18 protein-coding genes and 1 pseudogene are annotated in these 21,480 nt (G+C 71.0%); 11 read left to right on the top strand and 8 right to left on the bottom strand.

Annotated elements, in window-relative coordinates; genetic code table 11:
• Window positions 1-14: 14 nt before the first annotated feature.
• Window positions 15-692, bottom strand: coding sequence for a DedA family protein (locus IMZ11_RS04845; protein ID WP_228637893.1), 678 nt, complete (start codon window positions 690-692; stop codon window positions 15-17).
• A gap of 134 nt (window positions 693-826) precedes the next feature.
• On the opposite strand from IMZ11_RS04845, the gene IMZ11_RS04840 reads away from it, so the two are divergent.
• Window positions 827-2,413: a sensor histidine kinase gene (locus IMZ11_RS04840; protein WP_228637891.1), complete on the top strand. Its 1,587-nt coding sequence runs from the start codon at window positions 827-829 to the stop codon at window positions 2,411-2,413.
• On the top strand, window positions 2,410-3,066 hold the full coding sequence (locus IMZ11_RS04835; RefSeq protein WP_228637889.1) for a response regulator transcription factor: 657 nt from the start codon (window positions 2,410-2,412) through the stop codon (window positions 3,064-3,066). The genes IMZ11_RS04840 and IMZ11_RS04835 overlap by 4 nt, the downstream gene beginning before the upstream one ends.
• 17 nt (window positions 3,067-3,083) lie before the next feature.
• Here IMZ11_RS04835 and IMZ11_RS04830 read toward each other — a convergent pair whose 3' ends face one another.
• Both IMZ11_RS04830 and IMZ11_RS04825 read right to left on the bottom strand, forming a co-directional pair.
• Window positions 3,084-3,809, bottom strand: coding sequence for an SDR family oxidoreductase (locus tag IMZ11_RS04830; RefSeq protein WP_228637887.1), 726 nt, complete (start codon window positions 3,807-3,809; stop codon window positions 3,084-3,086).
• Between the two features lie 179 nt (window positions 3,810-3,988).
• A complete protein-coding gene (locus IMZ11_RS04825; RefSeq protein WP_228637885.1) occupies window positions 3,989-4,213 on the bottom strand; it encodes a hypothetical protein in 225 nt (74 codons plus the stop codon).
• Window positions 4,214-4,510: 297 nt separating this feature from the next.
• Here IMZ11_RS04825 and IMZ11_RS04820 point away from each other — a divergent pair, with 297 nt between their 5' ends.
• Window positions 4,511-5,035: a hemerythrin domain-containing protein gene (locus tag IMZ11_RS04820; protein WP_228637883.1), complete on the top strand. Its 525-nt coding sequence runs from the start codon at window positions 4,511-4,513 to the stop codon at window positions 5,033-5,035.
• A 109-nt stretch (window positions 5,036-5,144) separates the two neighbouring features.
• Here the strand turns inward: IMZ11_RS04820 and IMZ11_RS04815 are convergent, their stop codons facing one another.
• Window positions 5,145-6,113 (bottom strand): pirin family protein, encoded by a 969-nt coding sequence (locus IMZ11_RS04815; protein ID WP_228637881.1) that lies wholly within the window; start codon window positions 6,111-6,113, stop codon window positions 5,145-5,147.
• Between the two features lie 818 nt (window positions 6,114-6,931).
• Here IMZ11_RS04815 and IMZ11_RS04810 point away from each other — a divergent pair.
• The 6 genes from IMZ11_RS04810 to IMZ11_RS04785 all read left to right on the top strand — a co-directional run bounded on the left by IMZ11_RS04810 (window position 6,932) and on the right by IMZ11_RS04785 (window position 12,849).
• Window positions 6,932-7,642, top strand: a complete 711-nt coding sequence (locus IMZ11_RS04810) for a response regulator transcription factor (protein ID WP_228637879.1) — start codon at window positions 6,932-6,934, stop codon at window positions 7,640-7,642.
• A gap of 14 nt (window positions 7,643-7,656) precedes the next feature.
• On the top strand, window positions 7,657-9,165 hold the full coding sequence (locus IMZ11_RS04805) for a cell wall metabolism sensor histidine kinase WalK (RefSeq protein ID WP_228637876.1): 1,509 nt from the start codon (window positions 7,657-7,659) through the stop codon (window positions 9,163-9,165).
• A 174-nt stretch (window positions 9,166-9,339) separates the two neighbouring features.
• Window positions 9,340-9,858, top strand: coding sequence for a hypothetical protein (locus tag IMZ11_RS04800; RefSeq protein WP_228637874.1), 519 nt, complete (start codon window positions 9,340-9,342; stop codon window positions 9,856-9,858).
• A gap of 11 nt (window positions 9,859-9,869) precedes the next feature.
• Window positions 9,870-10,967 carry a peptidoglycan-binding domain-containing protein gene (locus IMZ11_RS04795; RefSeq protein ID WP_228637872.1) on the top strand — a complete coding sequence of 366 codons (1,098 nt, stop codon included), beginning with the start codon at window positions 9,870-9,872 and terminating at the stop codon, window positions 10,965-10,967.
• Window positions 10,964-11,647, top strand: coding sequence for an ABC transporter ATP-binding protein (locus tag IMZ11_RS04790; RefSeq protein ID WP_228637870.1), 684 nt, complete (start codon window positions 10,964-10,966; stop codon window positions 11,645-11,647). The genes IMZ11_RS04795 and IMZ11_RS04790 overlap by 4 nt, the downstream gene beginning before the upstream one ends.
• Window positions 11,641-12,849, top strand: coding sequence for an ABC transporter permease (locus IMZ11_RS04785; RefSeq protein WP_228637868.1), 1,209 nt, complete (start codon window positions 11,641-11,643; stop codon window positions 12,847-12,849). The genes IMZ11_RS04790 and IMZ11_RS04785 overlap by 7 nt, the downstream gene beginning before the upstream one ends.
• A 42-nt stretch (window positions 12,850-12,891) precedes the next feature.
• Here the strand turns inward: IMZ11_RS04785 and IMZ11_RS04780 are convergent.
• Together IMZ11_RS04780 and IMZ11_RS04775 are read right to left on the bottom strand one after the other, a co-directional pair.
• Window positions 12,892-13,554: pseudogene (locus IMZ11_RS04780) on the bottom strand (IS3 family transposase); the annotation flags it as partial.
• 329 nt (window positions 13,555-13,883) lie between these two features.
• Window positions 13,884-14,570 carry a TetR/AcrR family transcriptional regulator gene (locus IMZ11_RS04775; RefSeq protein WP_228637866.1) on the bottom strand — a complete coding sequence of 229 codons (687 nt, stop codon included), beginning with the start codon at window positions 14,568-14,570 and terminating at the stop codon, window positions 13,884-13,886.
• A 147-nt stretch (window positions 14,571-14,717) separates the two neighbouring features.
• On the opposite strand from IMZ11_RS04775, the gene IMZ11_RS04770 reads away from it, so the two are divergent.
• Window positions 14,718-15,128 carry a hypothetical protein gene (locus tag IMZ11_RS04770; RefSeq protein WP_228637864.1) on the top strand — a complete coding sequence of 137 codons (411 nt, stop codon included), beginning with the start codon at window positions 14,718-14,720 and terminating at the stop codon, window positions 15,126-15,128.
• A gap of 122 nt (window positions 15,129-15,250) precedes the next feature.
• On the opposite strand, the gene IMZ11_RS04765 is transcribed toward IMZ11_RS04770, so the two are convergent.
• Window positions 15,251-15,472, bottom strand: a complete 222-nt coding sequence (locus IMZ11_RS04765) for a hypothetical protein (protein ID WP_228637862.1) — start codon at window positions 15,470-15,472, stop codon at window positions 15,251-15,253.
• 967 nt (window positions 15,473-16,439) lie between these two features.
• Here IMZ11_RS04765 and IMZ11_RS04760 point away from each other — a divergent pair.
• Window positions 16,440-17,765, top strand: a complete 1,326-nt coding sequence (locus tag IMZ11_RS04760; protein WP_228637860.1) for a hypothetical protein — start codon at window positions 16,440-16,442, stop codon at window positions 17,763-17,765.
• Window positions 17,766-18,230: 465 nt separating this feature from the next.
• On the opposite strand, the gene IMZ11_RS04755 is transcribed toward IMZ11_RS04760, so the two are convergent.
• Complete coding sequence (locus tag IMZ11_RS04755; RefSeq protein WP_228637858.1) at window positions 18,231-21,422, bottom strand: AfsR/SARP family transcriptional regulator; 3,192 nt, start codon at window positions 21,420-21,422, stop codon at window positions 18,231-18,233.
• Window positions 21,423-21,480 lie beyond the last annotated feature (58 nt).

Below are 21,480 nucleotides of genomic sequence, written 5' to 3'. Positions count from 1 at the left end.
CCAGCCATCGGGGATCACCCTGAAATGGGCGTGGATTCCCTGGTATCGGTCTCGGGGATGTCCCCCTGTCGGTTCCCCTGTCGGTTCCCCTGTCGGTTCCCGCGTTGTCGGACGTGGCGGACGATCTCCGTCATGACCGTGACCGTCAGGGCGATGCCCAGCCCCAGCAGCAGGCCCCTGAAGGGGTCCCGCTCGAACGCCATGCCGCCGACGAGGCCCACCATGGTCGAGTAGACGGCCCACGAGATCGCCGCGACCGCGTCGAACAGCGAGAACGCGCGCATGGGGAACCGGACCGCGCCCATCGTGATCGTGGCCGCCGTACGGCCTCCGGGGATGTAGCGGGCGACGACGAGCAGCAGCCCGCCGCGTTCGGCGAGCGCGCGTTCCGCCCAGCCGAAGGCCGCCCGCTTCCTGCCACCGGGCTTCAACCGCCGCAGGAGCCGCGTGCCCGCGGTACGTCCGATGAGGTAGGAGACGTGGTCTCCGGCGAACGCGCCGACCGCGGCGACGACGATGACCGGGATCGGGTCGGGCGCGCCCGACGCCGCGTACACGCCGGCCGTGATGACCGCGGTCTCGCTCGGTACGGCGGGGAAGAACCCGTCGAGTGCCGCGAGGGCGAATATCGCGAGATACACCCACGGCGAGGTCATGGCCTGGTGCAGGCCGTCGAGGATCGCGTCTGTCATGGGCTCGACGCTAGGAGCGGGGACGGGCGGGCCGCCGCGCACGATCGGCACCGGTCACCCCTGACCTTCGTCAGGGGGCGGCCTGCTCCTTCAGGCGGAGGCGGGCACCCGGCCCGGCTTGTAGCGTCTCGGGTGTGTTGTGGAAGGCGCGGGTGATCAGGGCGGAACGCCGCTTCCCGTCCGGGCGCCGCGGCCGTGCCCCGGCGCGGGTGCGCGCGGCGGTGGGACGGTTGTCGCGGAGGGCGGACCGGCGGCAGACGCGGCTCGACCTGCTGCTCTGGGTGGTGCTCTGCCTGCCCATGGTCGCGGCTCCCGGCGATCCCTACGACTGGGAGCCGCTCACCGGGCACCTCCTGGCCGGCGTGATCGTCGCCGGTACGGCGGTGCTCGCCCTCGCCGTGCTGGTGAGCCGGGCCGCCCCGCTCGCCTCCATGCTGATCGTGCTCGTCATGGGCCCGTGGGCCACGACCGACGCGCTGGCGACCGTCTCGCTGTGGCCGTTGAACACCACGGTCAAGGTCGGCCCGGTGAACGGCTTCTCCCTGGCGATCGTCGTGTTCAGCTATCTGGCGGGCCGCAGGATGGCCGGTTCCCGGATGGCGTCGCGGCAGTTCGCGGGGATCCTCGGCGCCTGCGTCCTGCTCGCGCTCGTTTCGACGTGCGGCCCCCAGCCGACCGACGATCACGTGTGGCAGGTGTGGGTCCCCATCCTGACCGGAGTGCTGCTCACCAGCGTGCTGCCCTGGGCCGTCGGCCACCACCTGCGGCAGCGGGTGGAACGGCGGGACCGTGAGCGGCGGATGACCGCGGAGAGGGCACGGCTGCGGGAACGAGCCCGCATCGCGCAGGACATGCACGACTCCCTCGGTCACGAACTCGCCCTCATCGCGCTCCGGGCCGGCGCGCTGGAGATGTCCGCCGACCTCGACGACCGCAGCCGCGCCGCGGCGGCCGAGCTGAGGAAGGCGGCCGGAGCCACCACCGAGCGGCTCCGCGGCATCATCGGCCTGCTCCGCGACGACGCGGAGACGGCGCCGCTGGCACCGGCGGACGAGAACGTCGCCGCGCTCATCGACCGGGCCGCGGCGTCGGGCATGACGATCGAGCTGCGAGGGGACGCGCACGACCCCTCCTGGACGGAACCCCCGTCCCGCGACCGGTCCCGTGATCCGTCCCGCGACCGGTCCCATGATCCGGCCGGTGATGAGACTCATGGGACGGCCGGTGATGAGACCGGCGATTCGGCCCGCGGCCCGGCGTATGACGCGGCCGGTGACGCGGCTCGCCGGGCGGCGCATCGCGCGGTCCACCGGGTGGTCCAGGAGGCCCTCACCAACGCCGCCAAGCACGCCCCCGGCGCCCCGGTGACGGTCACGCTGGGCCGTACGGACCGGGAGCTGACCGTGTCCGTCACCAATCCCGCGCCGGGAACGCCCGCGGGGGAGGGCAGCGGGCTGATCGGGCTGGCCGAGCGGGTCGATCTGGCCGGAGGCGTCTTCGCCGCGGGCGCGCGGGGCGGCCGGTTCGAGGTGACCGCCCGCGTGCCGCTCCGGTCCGGCCCCGCGCTCCGGTCGGGGCCGTCACCGTTCGCGCCGTCGCAGTTCACCGCATCAGGGCTTACCGTGTCACGGTTCACGGCGTCACGGTTCACGGCGGCAGAGCCGGGACCGCCGGGTGACGCGTCCGCGCCGGAAGCGCACGCCCAGGGAGGACCGGTTTGATCAAGGTATTGCTGGCCGACGACGAGGCCATGATCCGGGCGGGAGTACGGGCCATCCTGGCCACCGACCCCGGCATCGAGGTGGTGGCCGAGGCCGCGGACGGGCGGGAGGCGGTCGAACTGACCCGCGCCCACCGGCCGCACGTCGCGCTGCTCGACATCAGGATGCCCCGGCTCGACGGCATCGCCGCCACAGCCGAGATCCGCAGGGTCGCCCCGGACACCGGGGTGGTGATCCTGACGACCTTCGGCGAGGACGACTACATCGCCCGCGCGATCGGCGGAGGCGCCGGTGGATTCCTGCTCAAGTCGGGTGATCCGAGAGAGCTGGTCGCCGGGGTGCACGCGGTCGCCGGGGGAGGGGCCTACCTCTCGCCGCCCGTGGCGTACCGGGTGATCACCGAGCTCGGCGGCAGCCGGATGACCCGCGGGGCGGATGCCCGGAGCCGGATCACGCGGCTCACCCCACGAGAACGTGAGGTGCTCGCGCTGCTCGGCGCCGGGCTGTCCAACGCCCAGATCGGCGCGCGCCTCCACCTGGTGGAGGGCACGGTGAAGGCGTACGTCAGCGAGATCCTCGCGCGCCTGGAGGTGCGCAACCGGGTCCAGGCCGCGATCGTCGCGTACGAGGCCGGTCTGGTGCGGGAGAGCTGACGCCCCTCGGGGAGGGGTCAGCTCATCGTCTTGCCGCCGTTGACCGCGAGGCGCTGCCCGGTGACGAATCGGGCGCCGGGTGACGCGAGGAAGGCCACGGCCGCGGCGACGTCGGCGGGCACGCCCATGTGGCCGGTGGCCACGCCGTTCAGATAGCCGTCGTAGTCCTCGGCGGGGATGTCGGCGTGCCGCTCCACCGGGATCCATCCCGGCTCCACCGTGTTCACGGTGATCCCGTACGGGCCGAGCTCGCGCGCCCAGGAGCGGGTCAGGCCGTGCAGCGCGGCCTTCGCGGACACGTAGTGGCCGAACTCGGGGTTGCCGAGATCGGTGACCTCGCTGCCGATGTTGACGATCCGCCCCGCCCCGGCCTCCCGCATGCCGGGCAGTACGGCCTGCAGGATGAGCAGCGGGGCCTTGACGAAGAACCGCAGCTGGTCGAGGTGGTCGTCCCAGGTCTGCTTCTCCACGGGCATCATCGGCTGCGGGCCGGTCGCGTTGTTCACCACGGCGTCCACCCGGCCGATCTCCGCGACGCCCTGGCGTACGGACTCCTCGGTGGTCACGTCGAAGCGGGCGAGCCGTGCGGAGCCGCCCTTGGCCCGGATCCGCTCGACGACGGCGGAGGCCCCGGCGGTGTCATGGGCGTAGTTCACGGCGACGTCCCAGCCGTCGGCCGCGAGCCGCTCGGCGATGATCGCGCCGAGACCCCGCGATGCGCCGGTGACGAGTGCGGTCCCCATCGGATTCCTCTCATTTCGGGAGGAACCGCCGCGCGACGCTCACGCGGGCGGGCCGCGCGGAGCGTCCGCGGTCGAGCGCGGCCCCGGCTGCGGTGATCTCCTCCGCCTTCTGGAGGAGCCTTTCACAGAGCGGTACTCACCCGGCAGGGCGGTGGAGGTCCCCGGGGCCGGTCGCGGGCCTACTTGGCGCTGTCGGCCAGGTCGGCGATCGCGGTGGCCACCCGGAAGAACTTGTTGTGGCCGAGGTCGCCGATCGTGTTGATGTGGAAGGCCTCCTTGAGCAGCCGGGCGTCGCCTTCGCTCACCCCCGACAGCGCGGAGACCGGGGCCTTCATCAGGTCCGCGATGGACTTGTTCTCGTACTCCTTGTCCAGAAGCTTGGCCAGGTCCGCAGTAACCGCCATGACTACCCCCGTGGATGTCCCCGCCCGGCCGGAACGCCGGGCACTGATCAGACCTTTCCCCATCGAGTCGCTTCCCAGCGGCATCTGATGACAGAACGCGGTAAAGGCGCTACCCCAAGTAATACCGGCCGGTTCAGGCCGCCCGGTCGGCCGCCTTTGCGAGCCCAACCGACCGCTCAGCGGACCCCCACGAATCGTCGGCATGCTGATCCCGATCGTCGGCTTGACTGATCGTCGGAACGATGATGAAGTTCCCGCCAGCGTCGCGGTGCACCCGGTAAAGAGATCATCGAGGGCATGGAGGCGCCGGAACATGGGACGACCATGGACACACCCGACGAGCGCCTTACCGCCTTCGGCTACCAGTTGATCGACGTACACCACTGGCTCCGCGAGGAGCTGGCCGCACTGCGCGAGGGCGTCGACGCCTATCTCGCCGGCGGCCTGCGCCCGCGCGAGCTGCGGACCCACTGCCTGACCTTCTGCTCCGCTCTGACCAGGCACCACACCGGCGAGGACGCCGACGCGTTCCCGAGGCTGGCCGAGCGGTTTCCCGAGCTGCGCCCGGTCCTGGACGAACTGCGCCGCGACCACCGGCTGGTGGAGGACTCCCTCCAACGCCTGGAGGCTCTCCTCGGCGGCCTGGACCGGCACGCCGACCCCGTCGGCGTGCGGACCGAGCTGGACAGCCTCGCCGCGCTGATGGAGACGCACTTCGTCTACGAGGAGAAACGCATCGTCTCGGCGCTCAACGCGTTGAACGCGCCGGGCTGGAACCGTTCCCGGCCCGATTTCCTGCACACCGACGACGCGGAGCGCTGACCGGCTCCCGGGGCACCGCGCGGCCACCGGGAGGGTCGTCTCGTGGTCGGCTGTACGACGGAGTGGATCACCGGAACGCCGCCCCTCGCGGACTGACGCCCGAAGGGGCTCAGCGGGTACGGCCGCGCGGCTTGAGAGGGGTGTCGGGCAGGGACGGGGCGGCGAGCGGATCGCCGTCGTAGCCGCGGACGACGCCGAACCGATCGCCTGACGACATCCAGTCGGCCCGGGCCCGGGTGATCTCGTCGCCGGTGCGGGCGATGAAGTTCCACCACATGACGATCTTCTCTTCGAACGGCTCGCCGCCCAGCAGCATCAGCCCGCTGTCGCCGTACGCGCGCAGGGGCAGCTCGGAACGGCCGCACCCGAGATAGAGCATCGAGCCCGGATCCAGCCGGACGCCGTCGACCTCGGTGCTGCCCGACATGGTGAGAACCGCGTACTCGAAGTCGGGCTCGACCGGCAGCCGCACCTCGGCGCCGTCGCCGAGCGTGAGGTCGAGCCCGACGATGGGCGTGTGGGCCGTCCCGGGCGAGACGGCGCCGTCCACCTCGCCGAGCAGCACGGTGCCGCGCAGCCTGTCGGCGGTGATGACGGGCAGGTCGGCGTGGTGCTCGAACGCGGGGGCGATGTCGCGCCTGGTGTCGGGCAGCGCCACCCACAGTTGCGCGCCGTGCAGAACCGGGCCGTGACCCGCCGGTGACTGCTCGGAATGCGAGATCCCCCGGCCGGAGGTCATCAGACCGAGCTGCCGCGGCCGGATCGTCAGCTCGCTGCCGAGGCTGTCGCGGTGGAGGACCTCACCCGCGTGCAGCCAGCTGACGGTCTGCAGGCCGATGTGAGGGTGGGGCGGCACCTGCATGCCCGGCAGGTCGACGATGTCGTCAGGCCCGTAGTGATCGACGAAACACCAGGCGCCGACCATCCGCCGCCCGAGGTTCGGCAGCAGCCGACGGACCTTGGTGCTTCCACCGAGCGGGACCGCACGGGGCTCCAGGAGCTCGTGAACGGGTTTCGCGGAGACGCCGGCACGACCACCGCACTCGCGTACGGCGGGTCGCTGATCGAGGTCGCTCACTGGTTCTCATCCCTTCTCGGCCGGGAGCCGGAACTACTCGCGTCGCTCTTCCGGCACCAGGTCAAGGTACTCCGGGGTGCGTGCCGGTCCATCCGCGCGGGCGCGAAATGGCGGACCGTGACCGTCTACGCGATCACCAGCCTTCCGGCGCATCAAGCCCGTTCCGCCGACCTGGCCACCTGGATCCGCGGCCATTGAACCATCGAGAACAAGCTCCACTATGTCCGCGATGTCGCCTACGGCGAGGACCACTCCCAGACCCGCACCGGCAACACACCCCGCGCTATGGCCACGCTGCGCAACCTGGCCATCAGCGCTCTACGACTGGCAGGCGAGACCAACATCGCCCAGGCCCTCCGCCGGCTCGGCCGGGACGCCACCCGTCCCCTCGCGCCACTTGGCATCACGCGAACAGGCCAGCTGAACCGACTTTGCCGGGCCCCTGGGACCAGCCCATCGGAGAACCACTCGTCCTCATCAAGGTCCCAAACCAGCAAGGCACGGGTCAGGCTGCGACCTTCGTCGCATGGCCAGTCTTCGACCATGAGCGGCGGTGACAGCCGAACGGCCACTCAGCCAGGCCGGCCTGTAGCCAGGAGCCCCGAAGTCGCACTCCCATCGATGATGCCGGGCGGCGGCGTCAGGAAGTCAAGCGCTGATGCGTAATCACGCGGACCGCCCACGCCCCGCCTGGATCACATCCCGAAGCCGGCCAGCCCCGCCACCGTGAACAAGCCCGTCATCGCGATCAGGACGGATCGGGCATCCCTTCCTTCGTTTTGAGCGGTTTCCAAGCGAATTTCGCTACAACGGGTGCCATGGAACGGCCAGCCAAGGTTCTCGTCGTCGACGACGAGCCGAACATCCTCGCCCTGCTGTCGCAGACCCTGCGCCTGGTGTCGTTCGAGGTCAGAACGGCGGACCGGGGCAGGGAGGCGCTGCGCGCCGCCGCCAAGTTCGGCCCGGACATCGTGGTGCTCGACGTGATGCTGCCCGACCTGGACGGATTCGAGGTGGCGCGGCGGCTGGGCGAGGTGCCCGTGCTCTTCCTGACCGCGCGGGACGCGCCCGAGGACCGGGTACGAGGGCTGACGCTGGGGGCGGACGACTACGTCACCAAGCCGTTCAACCTGGAGGAGGTGGTGCTGCGGATCAGGGCCATCCTTCGCCGGTCCCGGACGGAGGAAAAGGACGGCGAACGCGTGCTCAGATATGCCGATGTGGAGCTGGACGAGGACGCGCACGAGGTCAGACGGGGCGGCGTCCCGGTGGACCTGTCGCCCACCGAGTTCAACCTGCTGGCGTACCTGCTGCTCAACGCCGGCCGGGTGGTGAGCAAGGCGCAGATCCTGGAGAGCGTCTGGCGCTACGACTTCGACGGCGACTCCAGCATCGTCGAGTCGTACGTCTACTACCTGCGCAAGAAGATCGACCGCTGGGATCCCCCGCTGATCCACACCGTACGCGGGGTGGGCTACACGCTGCGGCTGCCCCGGGGAGGCGACACGTGGGGCCCCCAAGGCACATGAGAATCCTGAGCCACATGAGGACGCCGGGGCGGTGGACGCTGCGCGCCCGGCTGGTGGCGGCGGCCGTCGCGCTGACCGCGGTCGCGCTGGTGCTGGCCAACGCGGCGGGCCTCGCCCTGCTGCGCGGCTACCTGATCGACCGGCTGGACGCCCAGCTGCGCGCGAGCGTCCCGAGCGCCCCGTCCGGTACGTTCACCGTCACCCGGAACCCGGCGTATCCGCCGAAGGACGACCCTGAGCCGGTCCAGCTCGTGGTGATCGGGAACACGCTGGTCGAACGGATGGTCGGCGAACGACGGCTGTACATGTTCGACTCGGTGGGTCGGCTCGTCAGCGAGTTCCCCGTACGGCCCGCCGAACGGCCGGTGCTCGGCCCGTACCGGGACCTCCGGCGGGACGGGCCGTACACGGTGCCGGGGACGGGCGGCCCGTCCTGGCGGGTGCTGGTGGCGGCGCTGCCGGACGGCGGCACCGCGGTGCTGGCCGCGTCGCTGGCGGACGTCGAGGCGACCCAGCGACGGCTGCTGGCGATCGACGGGGCGGTGACCGCGGTGGTGCTGCTGCTGCTCGGCCTGGCCGCCACCGCCCTGGTACGGCTGGGCATGCGCCCGCTGACCAGGATCGAGGAGACCGCGGCCAGGATCGCGGCCGGCGACTTCGGCAGCCGGGTGCCGGAGAGCGAGCCGGACACCGAACCCGGCCGGCTCGGGGTGGCGATGAACGTGATGCTCGACCGTGTCGAGTCGGAGATCGCCGCGCGCACCGAGTCGGAGGCGGGGATGCGCCGGTTCCTGGCCGACGCGTCGCACGAGCTGCGCACCCCGCTGACCTCGGTGCTGGGTTTCGCCGAGCTCCATCGGCAGGGCGGAACCCCGCCCGGGGCGCCGGTGGATGAGGCGATGCGCCGGATCGAGGACGAGGCCACCCGCATGGGCCTGCTGGTCAACGATCTCCTGGTTCTGGCCCACCTGGACGAGGAACGCCCGCTCGCCAGTGGTCCGGTCGACCTGCTGGAGATCGCGATCGACACGGTGCGCGACGCGCGTGCCCGGCAGCCAGAAAGGCGGATCCGGATGACCGGGCAGGACGGCGCGCTGGCTCCGGTCATCGTGACCGGAGACGAGGCCCGGCTGCGGCAGGTCGCGGCCAACCTGGTGGCAAACGCGCTGGCCCACACCCCGCCCGGCACCGAGGTCACGGTCGCCGTCGGCGCCGGGCGGCCGACCGAGGCGCCGGCGGCCGCGGTCGGCTCCGCCCCGCCGGGCTCGCCGCTCATGGGAGTGCTCGACGTACGCGACACCGGGCAGGGGATCCCCGCCGAGCACGTCACGCGCATCTTCGAGCGGCTCTACCGGGTGAGCCAGAGCCGCTCCCGCGCCGACGGCGGGGCCGGGCTCGGGCTGGCCATCGCCGCCGCGATCGTCAAAGCGCACGTCGGCCGGGTCGAGGTGGCGACCGCCCCCGGCGAGGGCTCCGCGTTCCGTGTCCTGCTGCCGCTCAGACATCCCGGTGAGATCCGGTGAGATCCGGTGAGATCCGAGATCGCGAAGAGACCCCGAAGCCGCGCGGCGCACTTGAGCTCCGTGAACCCATGAGCACGCGCGGACCCGGGCGTACGGAACCGGTGTACGAGATCTTGAGGTGGCTCCGAGGTTGTTCCGGGCTCGCTCCAATCGGCGGCCGACACGCTTCGGTCCATGCGAAAGACACTCTTGGCGGTGGTGCTGCTCGCGCTCGCCGCCGGATGCGGACAGACTCCGGAGTCCTCCTCCAAGGCCGCCGCGGCCGCCTCCCGGGCCGCCGCCTCGCTCGATCCGCAGGAACGGCTCAGGACGTACGCCAAGTGCATGCGGGACAACGGCGTCGACATGCCGGACCCGGGACCCGACGGCTCCATCCAGACCGATGACCGGGGCATCGACCGGGCGACCATGGAGAAGGCCGAGGCGGCCTGCGGCACCATCCTCGGATCCGGTGGCGGAAACAGTGGCGGCGGGAACGGCGGCGGGGGCGACCTGTCCCCCGAGCAGAAGGACCAGCTGCGCGCGTACGCCAAGTGCATGCGGGACAACGGCGTCGACATGCCCGATCCGGTCTTTCAGGGCGGCGGCCAGTACGCGGTCGGCGGGCCCGGCATGAAGGTGCGGCCGGACGATCCCGCGTACAAGAAGGCCGAGGAGGCCTGCCGCGACAAGGCCGGCGGGCTCCTGGGATGACCTCGGAGACGATGACCCTCGAGACGACGCCCCCGGAGAGGGCGGGACCACCGCGGCGGCGCAGGCGGGGCCGGGCGGCACTGATGGCGGGCTGCGCCGTGCTCATTCCCGCGATGGTCGCCGCCGCGGTCAGCCTCGGAGGCGACACCGAAACCGCCGCGCCCCGGCGGCCTCCTCCGGCGACCGCCCAGGTCATCCGTACGACGCTGACCGAGACGACGAGCGTGGACGGCACTCTCGGCTATGGGTCGCGGGAGACGCTGACGGCCGCCGGCCGGTCGGGCACGATCACCTGGCTGCCCTCGCCCGGCGCGATGGTCAGGCGGGGCCGCGCGGTCTACAGCGTGAACGCCGACCAGGTGCCGCTGCTGTACGGTGACATGCCCCTCTATCGCACGCTGCGCACGGGAGTGAAGGGCCGGGACGTCGAGCTGCTGGAGCGGAACCTCGCCAAGCTCGGATATCGCGGCATCACCGTGGACGAGGAGTTCACCTGGGCCACCCGTGAGGCGGTGCGGCGATGGCAGCGGAACATCGGCGTCCCGGTGACCGGCCGGGTGGAGCCCGGTGACGTCTTCGTGCATCCCGGTCCGATCCGGGTCGCCGAGCTGAAAACCACGCTCGGCGGCTCCGCGCCGGGGCACGTGCTCGCGTACACCGGCACGACGAAACGGGTCACCGTCCCGCTGGACGCGGCCGACCGGCACTTGGTGAAGAAGGGCATGAAGGCGACTGTGAAACTGCCGGGCGGCGCGACCGTGCCCGGTGTGGTGACCGGCATCGGCAAGGTCGCAAACGAAAGCACCGAGCAGGGCGAGACGGTCATCACCGTCGAGGTGGTCGTCTCCGTCCGCGAACGGCGTGCGCGCGGAAAGCTCCGCGTGTTCGACACGGCGCCGGTGAAGGTCGCCGTCGTCGCCGAGCAGCGCGAGAACGTGCTCGCCGTACCGGTCAACGCGCTGATCGCGCTGCCCGGCGGCGGGTACGGCGTGGAGGTCGTGCAAGGCGCGGTAACCCGTTCCGTGCCGGTGCGCACGGGCATGTTCGCCGACGGGAAGGTCGAGATCACCGGGATTGACGAGGGCACCACGGTGGTGGTGCCGACATGATCGTCCAGCTCACCAGCGTCACCAAGCGCTATGGCGGCGAGGTCACCGCGCTGCGCGACGTCACCCTGGAGATCGGGTACGGCGAGCTGGTCGCCATCGTCGGCCGGTCGGGGTCCGGCAAGTCGACCATGCTGAACATGATCGGCACCCTGGACCGGCCCTCCGGCGGCATCGTCCGCGTCGGAGGCCACGATGTGGCGAAGCTCAACGATCGGCGGCTGTCGGCGCTGCGCGCCGCCGCGATCGGTTTCGTGTTCCAGCAGTTCCATCTCACCCCGGGCGTTCCGGTGCTGGACAGCGTGGCCGACGGATTGGTCTACTCCGGCGTGCCGGCGCGGCGGCGGCGTGTCCGGGCGACGGAGGCGCTGGAGCGGGTCGGCCTCGGCCACCGCCTCCAGCATCGGCCGCACGAGCTGTCCGGCGGGGAACGGCAGCGCGTGGCCATCGCCCGCGCGATCGTCGGCCACCCGTCGCTGCTGCTGGCGGACGAGCCGACCGGCAATCTCGACTCCAGGTCGGGCACGGGGGTGATGGATCTGCTCCGCGAGTTCCACCGCGGCGGCACGACCGTCGTGGTCATCACGCACGATCGCGACATCGCCGCGGGCCTGCCCCGGCGGGTCGAGATGCTGGACGGGCGCGTGCTGCGCGACCTGAGGGAACGGACGCCGGCATGCTGACGGACCCGGCGGCGCTCGTCCCCGCCCGGCTGAGTCCGGGCGACGTGATCAGGGTGGGCGGGGCAGGGCTGCGGTCCCGGCCGTTGCGGGTGTTCCTCTCCGCGCTGGGCATCGCGATCGGCATCGCCGCGATGCTCGGAGTGGTCGGCATCTCCGCCTCCAGCCGGGAGGATCTGGACCGGCGACTCGCCGCGCTCGGCACCAACCTGCTCACGGTCTCTCCCGGCCAGGACCTGTTCGGAAAGGCATCGCACCTGCCGGCCGAGGCGGAGCGGATGATCGGGCGGATCGGCACGGTCACGTCGGTGACGGCCACCGGCATGACCCAGGCCAAGGTGTACCGGAACGACCGCGTGCCCCCGGGCGAGTCGGGTGGCATCTCGGTGCAGGCGGCCCGGCTGAACCTCCTGCGCGACGCCGGCGCCGCGGTGGTCAGCGGAACCTGGTTGAACGAGGTCACCCACCGCTACCCCGCGGTGGTGCTCGGGGCCAAGGCCGCCGACCGGCTCGGCGTCACCCGGGCCGAACCGGACCAGCGGGTCTGGCTCGGCGGCCGCTGGTTCACCGTTGTCGGCGTGCTCGGCCTGGCGCCGCTCGCGCCCGAACTGGACACCTCCGCGCTCGTCGGCTGGCCAGTGGCGCGGGAACGGCTCGGCTTCGACGGGTATCCGACGACCGTCTACACCCGAGCCGAGGAGCGGCACGTGCTCGATGTGCGGGCCGTCCTGGCCGCCACCGCCAACCCGGAGCACTCCACCGAGGTGCAGGTGTCCCGCCCCTCCGACGCGCTCGCGGCCAAGCAGGCCACCGACGCGACGCTCGGCGCGCTGCTGCTCGGCCTGGGCGGCGTGGCGCTGCTCGTCGGCGGGGTCGGGGTGGCCAACACGATGGTCATCTCCGTGCTGGAGCGGCGCGCAGAGATCGGGCTGCGCCGTTCGCTGGGCGCGACACGGGGCCAGATCCGGCTGCAGTTCGTCGCCGAGTCCCAGCTGCTGTCCGCGCTCGGCGGCGCGGGCGGCGTACTACTCGGCATCGGGGTGACCGCCGGGTACGCCGCGTATCAGGGCTGGCGGACGGTCGTCCCGGCGTGGGCGACGGCCGGGGCGATGATCGCGACCTTGCTGATCGGCGGCATCGCCGGGTTCTATCCGGCGGTCCGCGCGGCCCGCATGTCGCCTACCGAGGCGCTCAGCACGCCGTGACCGCCTGGGCACACGGCCTCAGACCGGTCGTGCCTAGCGGTCGCGCCGCCACAACGCCATGTCCAGGGCATCCAGCACCAGTGTGGTGCGCTTGGGACATCGAGGCTGACCAGCCGACGATCGCCCGGGAGTACACGTCCACGACGAAGGCGACGTAGACGATGCCGCACCAGGCGGGAACGTAGGTGAAGTCCGCGACCCACACGGCATTGGGCCCAGATGCGGTGAAGTCCCGTTTCACCAGGTCGGCGGCCCGCTGATGTCCAGGGTCGGAGGTGGTGGTGCGGATCTTCTTGCCGCGGCGGGCCCCTTGCAGGCCCAGGGCACGCATCCGCCGCTCCATCGTGCACCGGGCAACCTGGTGGCCCTCGCGCATCAGTTGCCGCCAGACCTTGCGGACGCCGTAGACGCCGTAGTTGGCGGTGTGGATCCGCTGGATGTGCTCGTCCAGCTCGGCATCGCGGATCGCCCGTGCCGAGGCCGGCCGGGTCTTGGCGGCGTAGTAGGTGCTGGGCGAGATCGACAGGTCGTGCTCGGTCAGCACACGACAGATCGGCTCGACACCGAACAGCTCGCGGTGTTCGTCGAGGAAGGTCACGAGTGCGTGTGTGGCCGGTCGAGCTCGGCCGTGAAGAAAGCCGAGGCAACCTTCAGGATCTCATTCGCCCGGCGCAGCTCGGTGTTCTCTCGCCGCAGCCGCTTCAGCTCCGCTGATTGAACGAGCCTCCACCGAAGCCGGAGCGCTTCAGCATGACCGCGCGGCAACAACGCACAGGTTAAAGATCAAGCTGAGATCCGCGAGCAGCGTGCCGTCACCCTGGAGGCCGCCTATGCGGCCAACCCAGGCCGGTTCCGCAAGAAGCCGACCCCGCCCACGATCCCGGCCAGGGCATGGATCAAAATCGTCTGAACTGGGAATCCGCGGAGACGACTCCGGCGCCGTGGAACCGTCCCGTAAACGCATTTTCGGGACGGCTATTTCTGGGACCCCTGACACAGGCAACCACTCCAGGAATGATCACACCGTTCACTCGTCAGCTCGGGAATGACGTACCTGCGATCTGAGGCGAGAGGACGGTCAGTGCTCGCGGCGTGGCTCCGAGGATGCGCTCGAGGGCCTCAAGGTGAGCTTCGACGAGTACGGCGCGGTGGTCCTCCAGAGAGGTGTGGTCCGCGGGTTCGGTGAACGCGTCGATGAGAGCGTCGCCGAGTTGCAGCCCCATGCCGGCGATGATGAGGGCCGCCTCGTCGGGGTGAGTGACGTCGAACACTGCCTCCGCACATCCTTGCCGGATGATCGCGGCCAGCAGCGGACTCTGAATCCGCACGGATGCTTGGCTGATGCGCTGCTTGAGCACCGCGTTGTCCTCGTGCCGCCACATGCGCGCGATCGCCGCGAGTTCGCTGCTGCGCTCCGCCTTCCAGTCGAGGGCGGAGAGCAGGTAGGTGCGCAGCTTGGCCATCGCGTCGAGCGCCGGGTCCGACACGGCGTGCTGGGCGGCGGTGCTGAAGTCTGCCGCGAACATCTCCACGATGCCGTCAAGAAGGGCTCGTTTGGAGTCGAAGTAGTGGTAGAAGGCGCCTTTGGAGATGCTGAGGGTCGTCAGCACATCGGAGATGGTCATCTCCTGGTAGCCCTTCTCCCAGATCAGCTCAAGAGCGGTCGCGAGAATCTGAGCACGTCGAGCCGCGTACTCCTCCGGTTTGACTCGACGGGCCATGCGCTACTCCACCTCGCGGACGTCCGTTGACAGGCTATGACCGTCAGCGTAGCTTTTTCATAAACCGACCAGCGGTTTGTGAATGGAGACTCTTCCATGTCAGCCATGGACCTTGATGCCCATCTGCGGACCCGGGCGTTCGCTCGGGTGATCGGCCCCTACATCGCCATCTTCACCACGATCCTCGCGATCCGCTTACCGACGGCCACGGGACTTATCGACGGCCTGTTCGCAAATCCGGCGATCGCGTGGATCCTTGGAGCGGTCATGGTCGGAGGAGGGTTGGTGATCATTGGCGGACACCGGAACTGGCGCGGCCCCGCCGCGATCGCCATCTCCGTGTTCGGCTGGTTCGTGCTGCTGCGCGGCGTCGGGCTGGTCGCCACCACCTCAGCGGTGCAAGACATCGCCGAGACCGCCACGCTCGACCCCACCTTGCTGACTCTCGCGCGCGTCTTCTTCGGCCTGCTAGCCCTGATCGGCATCTGGCTCACCTACGTCGGCTGGTACCCCAAGCCGGTGAAGGCGCCGCCGATCGCCTCCACGTCACAGCCGTAGCGGCGCACCCGAGCGTCAGAGGCTCGCGCCCTCATTAAGCCCGCGGCCGCGCCGGAAATCTCGCCCGGGCTCACTGCGGCGGTAGTCATCGCGTGTGACGCGCGTTGACAGGGCCTTGTTCTTCACGGTGCCGGGGCGCATGGATGGATCGAGCGCAGCGAGAAGTCGCCCAGCGCCGAACCCCCCTTGTCGTGCAGGACGTGGGCGGGTTCACGGTCGCCGGGGACGCGGCCGCGCTGCACGAGAAACGGCCCGCCGCCGACAGCGCCGCTGCCAGGCTGGGCGAGGACGGCTCCCACCACGGCCACGGGTTCCGGACCGCTTCCGGAGGGGACGCGCTCCATTCGTCCCCTTGGACCCGATGAAATGTGCGTGGACGTGATTCCGAGAGTGGCGAGACAGCGTCCGGGGTCGTGAGCATGACGGCGGTTGGCCTGGGCGATGTTGGTCATCCACAGAAGATCGGGGATCATGTGGGGGCGGGCACGGTCTTCTCTCACGATCGATGATTCGACAACCTCATGATCGCGAAGGCTGTGCCCTTTCGCATGTTTCTCCAGAACTACCTGCCAAGATCCGGACATCAAGCATCAAACCGCGACTACACCGGAGCCCTGCGGTGAAAGGTGAATCGAGCTTCGCCGATGCGCTTTTTCACAGGCGAGACTTTCCTGTGTCGTAACGCTGATCGTCCCTGAGTCTTTTTCGCCCCGGCGAAGCGGGTCGCGGTCCGTCGCGAACGGCATGGGCGACCGATGGCATGACCCGGTGAGCTCCCCGAGGGGCGCGCGCCGACCACGATCGCGTGGTGCCTGGGAACTGCTGCCGCCTGTGCCGCGCCGTTTCCCGTGTCCTCGTCCCACTCCGGCCGGCGTGCCCACCGCAGGGGCCACCCGCGCAGGACTTTCCAGATCGGCCTGCATAGCTCCGGTTGATCATTTTGAGCCGCATGGATGAGAACATTTGGTGAGACAGGTGGTTATCAGTACATGGGCGACGTGATCGCCCCGTTCAGAACGGTGCGGAACCGTGCCGATGTGCCGGAGCCCCGAATTCTGTTTACGAACAGAGGTAATCAGCCCCAATCGAGCCCTTTGCCTATTACGGGTGTCCGGCTCGGCGTGGTGCCCTCTACCGTGAGGACAGGTCAATACGCCGTTTCGGCGTCTTCCCGGAAGACCGATTCGACGCTCCGTCAATCAGTAGTGACTGAGACCAGGCCGAGCATCCAGCAGGCCCGGTGTCACGTGAGACACAGCCCCGCGTATGAGCGGGAGCGTGGAACCATCACCACCACACGGAGTGATCTTCATGCTCAGACAAGCTCTCGCCACCGGCGTAATGGTGGCTTCTGCCCTCTCCGTTCCGATGATCATCTCCTCCCAGCCCGCGAACGCGGCCGTCACCCCCTCTGCGATCGCCGCGTCGAACGTCACGAGTTCCGCAGTCGGCTGCTGGTCAGGAAAGGGCTGCGAGACCTGCCGTCATCGTCAGACGCGGGTCCGCAGGGTGCTCGTCCAGGAGCGCCTCTACGTCGAGAAGCCGAGGTTCCGCAGGACGTACGTCAAGGAAGTCCGCGTCGCCAAGCATCCGCGGATGCGTCGGGCGTTCGTGGAGCGGCGGGCGTTCGTCCAGCGTCCGGTGCTTCGCCGGCACTTCGTGGAGCGTCCGGTGCTTCGCCGGCACTTCGTCGAGCATCCGCGGATGCGTCGGGCGTTCGTGGAGCGCCGGCACTTCGTCCAGCGTCCGGTGCTTCGCCGGCACTTCGTGGAGCGTCCGGCGCTCCGTCGGCACTTCGTAGAGCGGCGGATCGTCGAGCATCCGCGGATGCGTCGGGCGTTCGTGGAGCGGCGGGCGTTCGTCCAGCGTCCGGTGCTTCGCCGGCACTTCGTGGAGCGTCCGATGCTTCGCCGGCACTTCGTCGAGCATCCGCGGATGCGTCGGGCGTTCGTGGAGCGCCGGCACTTCGTCCAGCGTCCGGTGCTTCGCCGGCACTTCGTGGAGCGTCCGGCGCTCCGTCGGCACTTCGTAGAGCGGCGGATCGTCGAGCATCCGCGGATGCGTCGGGCGTTCGTGGAGCGGCGGGCGTTCGTCCAGCGTCCGGCGCTCCGCCGGCACTTCGTGGAGCGTCCGATGCTTCGCCGGCACTTCGTCGAGCATCCGCGGATGCGTCGGGCGTTCGTGGAGCGCCGGCACTTCGTCCAGCGTCCGGTGCTTCGCCGGCACTTCGTGGAGCGTCCGGTGCTTCGCCGGCACTTCGTGGAGCGTCCGGTGCTTCGCCGGCACTTCGTGGAGCGTCCGGTGCTTCGCCGGCACTTCGTGGAGCGTCCGGTGCTTCGCCGGCACTTCGTGGAGCGTCCGGTGCTTCGCCGGCACTTCGTGGAGCGTCCGGCGCTCCGTCGGCACTTCGTGGAGCGGCCGATGCTTCGCCGGCACTTCGTCGAGCGCGGGATCGCCGAGCGGCCGAGGCTCCGCAGGCACTTCATCGCGGAGCACCGCTTCCACGAGCGCGGCTTCCGTGAGCACCGCTTCCACGAGCGCGGCTTCCGTGAGCACCGCTTCCACGAGCGCGGCTCCCACGAGCGCGGCTTCCGCGAGCACGGCTCCCACGAGCACGGCGGCAGGGGGCGGCGGTAGGCCCTGTCCGAGTCCCAGGCTCAACTGCTGGGGTACTTTCCCGGACGGCGAGCGCGTGAGCTGCCACTGGTCGGAAGCGTGACGACCGCCACGTAGGCACGCGACATCGCCTCGGCGCCGGTGCGTCCCAGAGGACGGACGGGGCCGCTGGAGAAGAGGCAGGGATCACAGCCTCTTCTTCACCGGCCCCGACGTCCACAGACAGATACGAGACGGCACCTGGCCGACCAACCCCCAGATGCCGGCCAACCCTCAGGTGCCGGCGCCGCCACTCGCGGACCTGAGCCGGTCCCTCCCCGCGGCCCGATCAGCGATCGGGTCGCGGGGAGCCGCGTGGCCGGAGAGAGACCAGGTGGAGGCGCGCCCGGCACCCCGACGCGCGCGGAGGTGGCGGCCGCCATCTCGGTCTCGATGAACATCGAGTCGCTTGTCACCGGCATCTGATGACAGAACGCGGTGAAAGCGCTAACCCAGGTAGCACCGGCTGCGCGGCGACCACGCGACCATGCCGAGGCGTTCCTCTGTCTCGACCGCGCGCCGGGCGTGGTCACGGGCCGCGTCCCGGTTCTCCATCGCCGCGGCGAGCCCGGCGAGCAGGCCGTGGACGGAGCCGCCGCAGTCGAGCCCCGCCCCGGCGACGGCGATCTCCTCCGCGTGGGGGAGCAGCCGCTCGTAGAGCGGAGCAGGGTCCGGGACGCCGATCCGGGCCGACACCGAGGCCCACAGCCCCATGGGGAACATCCACGTCCAGTCCTCCGGGGGCGGGGCGAACCATCGGGCGGCGAGACCGCGTGCCTCGCCCTCCCGCCCCGACTCGGCGAGCGCGAGCACCGCCGCCGGGCGGCTGATGGGAAAGCTCCACGGCAGGCTTTCCGCCATTCCCAGCAGGGAACCGGACATCGCGGCCAGCGTCCCCCGGACTCGTGCGATGGCGATCTCCATGGCCAGTCTCGACCAGGTGAGGCCGGGCGCTCCGGTCAGGCCGATCATCCGCAGTCCCTCCTCGCGGAGCGTCTCAGCGTCGTCGCAGTGCCCGGACATGAGGGCCACGGCCGCCTCCGCGAGCCGCAACTGACCGCTCAGCTCGGGGGAACGCAGTTCGGCGGCGAGATCGCGGCAGCGGGCCAGTTGCGCGTCGAGCCCGGCGAGGTCCCCGGCCCTGGCCACCTCGCTGACCCGCTGCAACCGGAACGCGAACTCGTCCCGGACGGCGCCGCGACGGGTGGCCAGGCCGATCGCCTCGATCGTCACGCCGGCCGTCCTGCCGAAATGGGACGGCCCGTGGCACGAGTGCAGATAGGCGTTGAACGCCAGCGCGAGCAACTCGGGATCGCCCCGCCGCCTGGCCAGATCGAGCGCCCGCTCGGCGTAGGCGGCGCCGTCGGCGAGCCGGCTGCTGTAGCGCATCTCCAGGCCGAGCGTCGCGAGGATCCGAACCCTGGCCGCGTCGTCCCCGGCCGCCGCGTCGAGCTGGCTCTCCAGGAACCCCACCACGGCGGGATCATGATCTCCGTACTCGCGGCTGCCCCACGTGGTGACCCCGCCGAAGGCCGTGGCGGCCGCGATCACCCGGTCGGGGTCGTCGAGGGCGGTGGCGAGTGCGACGGCCTCCTCGATGGCGTCGTGCGCCTTGGCGTGCTCGCCCGCGTCCCGCAGCGCCCGTCCCAGATCGACGAGCACGTCGCAGCGCATTGGCAGCTCCGCGCTCCCGATGAGGACGCCCGCCGCGTCCCGCAGGTGGCCGACCGCCTCCGACCAGGCCGTCTGCCGTACGGCGAGCGCGGCGGCCGCCCTGGCGTACCGGACGGCCTTCTCCGGGTCGCCGAGCGGCCCGGCGGCGAGGTAGTGCAGCGACAACGCGGTGACGCCCGCGCCGGTGGCTTCGAGCGCGCCCGCGATCCGCGCGTGCAGACCGCCGCGCCTGACCCTGCCGAGAGAGTCGTAGAGAGCGTCTCTGATCAGGCCGTGGCGGAAGCGGTACCCCCAGGAGTCGGCGTCCTCCACCAGAAGCCCGGCGCCGAGCGCGGGTTCGAGCGCCACCAGCAGTTCCTCGCCCGTCATCCGGGCGGCCTGGGCGAGTACGGCAGGATCGAGTGCCTCGCCCGCCACCGCAGCGAGCGTGAGCGCCTCGCGGGTCCGGTCCGGCAGCGCGGCGACCCGCTGCGCGATCACGTCGCGCACGCCTTCCGGTACCCCGCTCACGGTGCCGCCGCCGCGCAGCAGGGACACCAGCTCGCCGAGGAAGAACGGGTTGCCGCCGCTGCGCCTGGCCAGTTCCGAGGCCAGCTCCGGCTCGCCGGGGAGGACACGTTCGACGTATCGGGCGCACGCCTCCTCGGGCAGGCTTCCCACGGTCAGCCGTTCGACGGCGGGAGCGGCGAGACCGGTGGCGTCCCTCGTGGTCACCACGAACAGCAGCGGCAGCCGGGCGAGGTCACCCGCGATCAGCCGGAGCAGCTCCAGTGACGACGCGTCCGCTCCGTGCGCGTCCTCCAGCACCACCAACCGGTGCTCGGCCACGGCGGCGAGCGCGGTCAGGACCGCCTCGTAAACCTGGAAGCGGTCGCCACCCGGTAGCGGGCGCTCCCCCGTGATCACGTCGAGCGCCGTCCGCGCGGCCGGGCCGCCGAGGTCGCGCAGGACCTGCGCCCACGGCCAGTACGCGGGGGCGCTGGTCGCGTCGACGCAGCGCACCCAGGTGGTCGCGATCCCCGACGCGGCGGCGAAGCGGCGGGCCGCCTCCGCCAGGGTCGTCTTGCCGATGCCCGCCTCGCCCGCCAGCAGCAGGCAGCCCCCGGTGGACCTGACGCCGTCCACGCGGTCGCGCAGCACGGCCAGCTCCCGCTCTCTGCCGATCAGCTCGTCCGGCCGGACCACGGGGACGGCGGCGGGCGCGGCGGACGCGGGGGAGACGGTGGCCCCGTGGCTCGCGAGCAGCGAGGCGTCCTGGTTGAGCACCGCCACCTCCAGGCGGCGCAGCTCCGGCCCTGGTTCGATGCCGAGCTCCTCCGCGAGCAGCGCACGGCACCTGCGGTAGGCCGTGAGCGCGTCGGCCTGCCGCCCGCCCGCGTAGAGCGCCCGTACGAGCTGGGCCCAGCGGCGCTCGCGCAGCGGCTGGCGCACGATCATGCTCTCCAGCTCGGCCACGGCGGTCTCGTGCCGCCCGTCCGTCAGCCACGCCTCGACCCGGTCCTCCGTCGCGGCCTCGTAGATCTCCATCAGCCTGGTCCGGTACGGCACGGCCCACGCGAAGTCGGTGAACTCGGCGAGCGGTTCACCCCGCCACAGGGTGAACGCCCGCTCCAGCTCGCCCGCGGCCACCAGAGCCTCGAAGGCGAGTGCGTCGATCTGTTCCGGGGCGACGTCGAGGAGATATCCGGTGCCCCGGGTCAGCAGGACGGCCGGGGCGACGCGGGGTTTGCGTTCCGGCTCCAGCGTCTGGCGAAGCTGGGCGACGTACGCCTGGAGCGTTCCGAAGGGCGCGGACGGCATATGGTCGCCCCACAGCCGCTCCACCAGGACGTCCGCGGGGACGGCCCGGCCGGCGTCCACGAGCAGTAGGGCGAGCAGCGCGCGGCGCATCCGGGCCGTGACGCCGAGCCGCCGATCGGCGCTCCAGACCTCCAGATCGCCGAGCAGGCGGAACGACAGTGACATACCGGTCATTGAACGGGGTCTGGCTTGGCTCTCGCTAGTGCGGGGAATTCAGCGATTC

The sequence above is a fragment of the Microtetraspora sp. AC03309 genome, assembly GCF_020826795.1.
Lineage (GTDB): Bacteria > Actinomycetota > Actinomycetes > Streptosporangiales > Streptosporangiaceae > Microtetraspora > Microtetraspora glauca.
Note: the sequence above shows the minus strand (reverse complement) of the source record. Positions and strands in the feature narration are given on the sequence as shown.

Coding starts and splice junctions, on each gene's coding strand:
- IMZ11_RS04755 (WP_228637858.1), bottom strand. CDS start 21,422: ATGTCACTGTCGTTCCGCCTGCTCGGCGATCTGGAGGTCTGGAGCGCC.
- IMZ11_RS04760 (WP_228637860.1), top strand. CDS start 16,440: ATGCTCAGACAAGCTCTCGCCACCGGCGTAATGGTGGCTTCTGCCCTC.
- IMZ11_RS04800 (WP_228637874.1), top strand. CDS start 9,340: ATGCGAAAGACACTCTTGGCGGTGGTGCTGCTCGCGCTCGCCGCCGGA.
- IMZ11_RS04845 (WP_228637893.1), bottom strand. CDS start 692: ATGACAGACGCGATCCTCGACGGCCTGCACCAGGCCATGACCTCGCCG.
- IMZ11_RS04775 (WP_228637866.1), bottom strand. CDS start 14,570: ATGGCCCGTCGAGTCAAACCGGAGGAGTACGCGGCTCGACGTGCTCAG.
- IMZ11_RS04765 (WP_228637862.1), bottom strand. CDS start 15,472: ATGGAGCGCGTCCCCTCCGGAAGCGGTCCGGAACCCGTGGCCGTGGTG.
- IMZ11_RS04785 (WP_228637868.1), top strand. CDS start 11,641: ATGCTGACGGACCCGGCGGCGCTCGTCCCCGCCCGGCTGAGTCCGGGC.
- IMZ11_RS04805 (WP_228637876.1), top strand. CDS start 7,657: ATGAGGACGCCGGGGCGGTGGACGCTGCGCGCCCGGCTGGTGGCGGCG.
- IMZ11_RS04820 (WP_228637883.1), top strand. CDS start 4,511: ATGGAGGCGCCGGAACATGGGACGACCATGGACACACCCGACGAGCGC.
- IMZ11_RS04830 (WP_228637887.1), bottom strand. CDS start 3,809: ATGGGGACCGCACTCGTCACCGGCGCATCGCGGGGTCTCGGCGCGATC.
- IMZ11_RS04810 (WP_228637879.1), top strand. CDS start 6,932: ATGGAACGGCCAGCCAAGGTTCTCGTCGTCGACGACGAGCCGAACATC.
- IMZ11_RS04790 (WP_228637870.1), top strand. CDS start 10,964: ATGATCGTCCAGCTCACCAGCGTCACCAAGCGCTATGGCGGCGAGGTC.
- IMZ11_RS04795 (WP_228637872.1), top strand. CDS start 9,870: ATGACCCTCGAGACGACGCCCCCGGAGAGGGCGGGACCACCGCGGCGG.
- IMZ11_RS04825 (WP_228637885.1), bottom strand. CDS start 4,213: ATGGCGGTTACTGCGGACCTGGCCAAGCTTCTGGACAAGGAGTACGAG.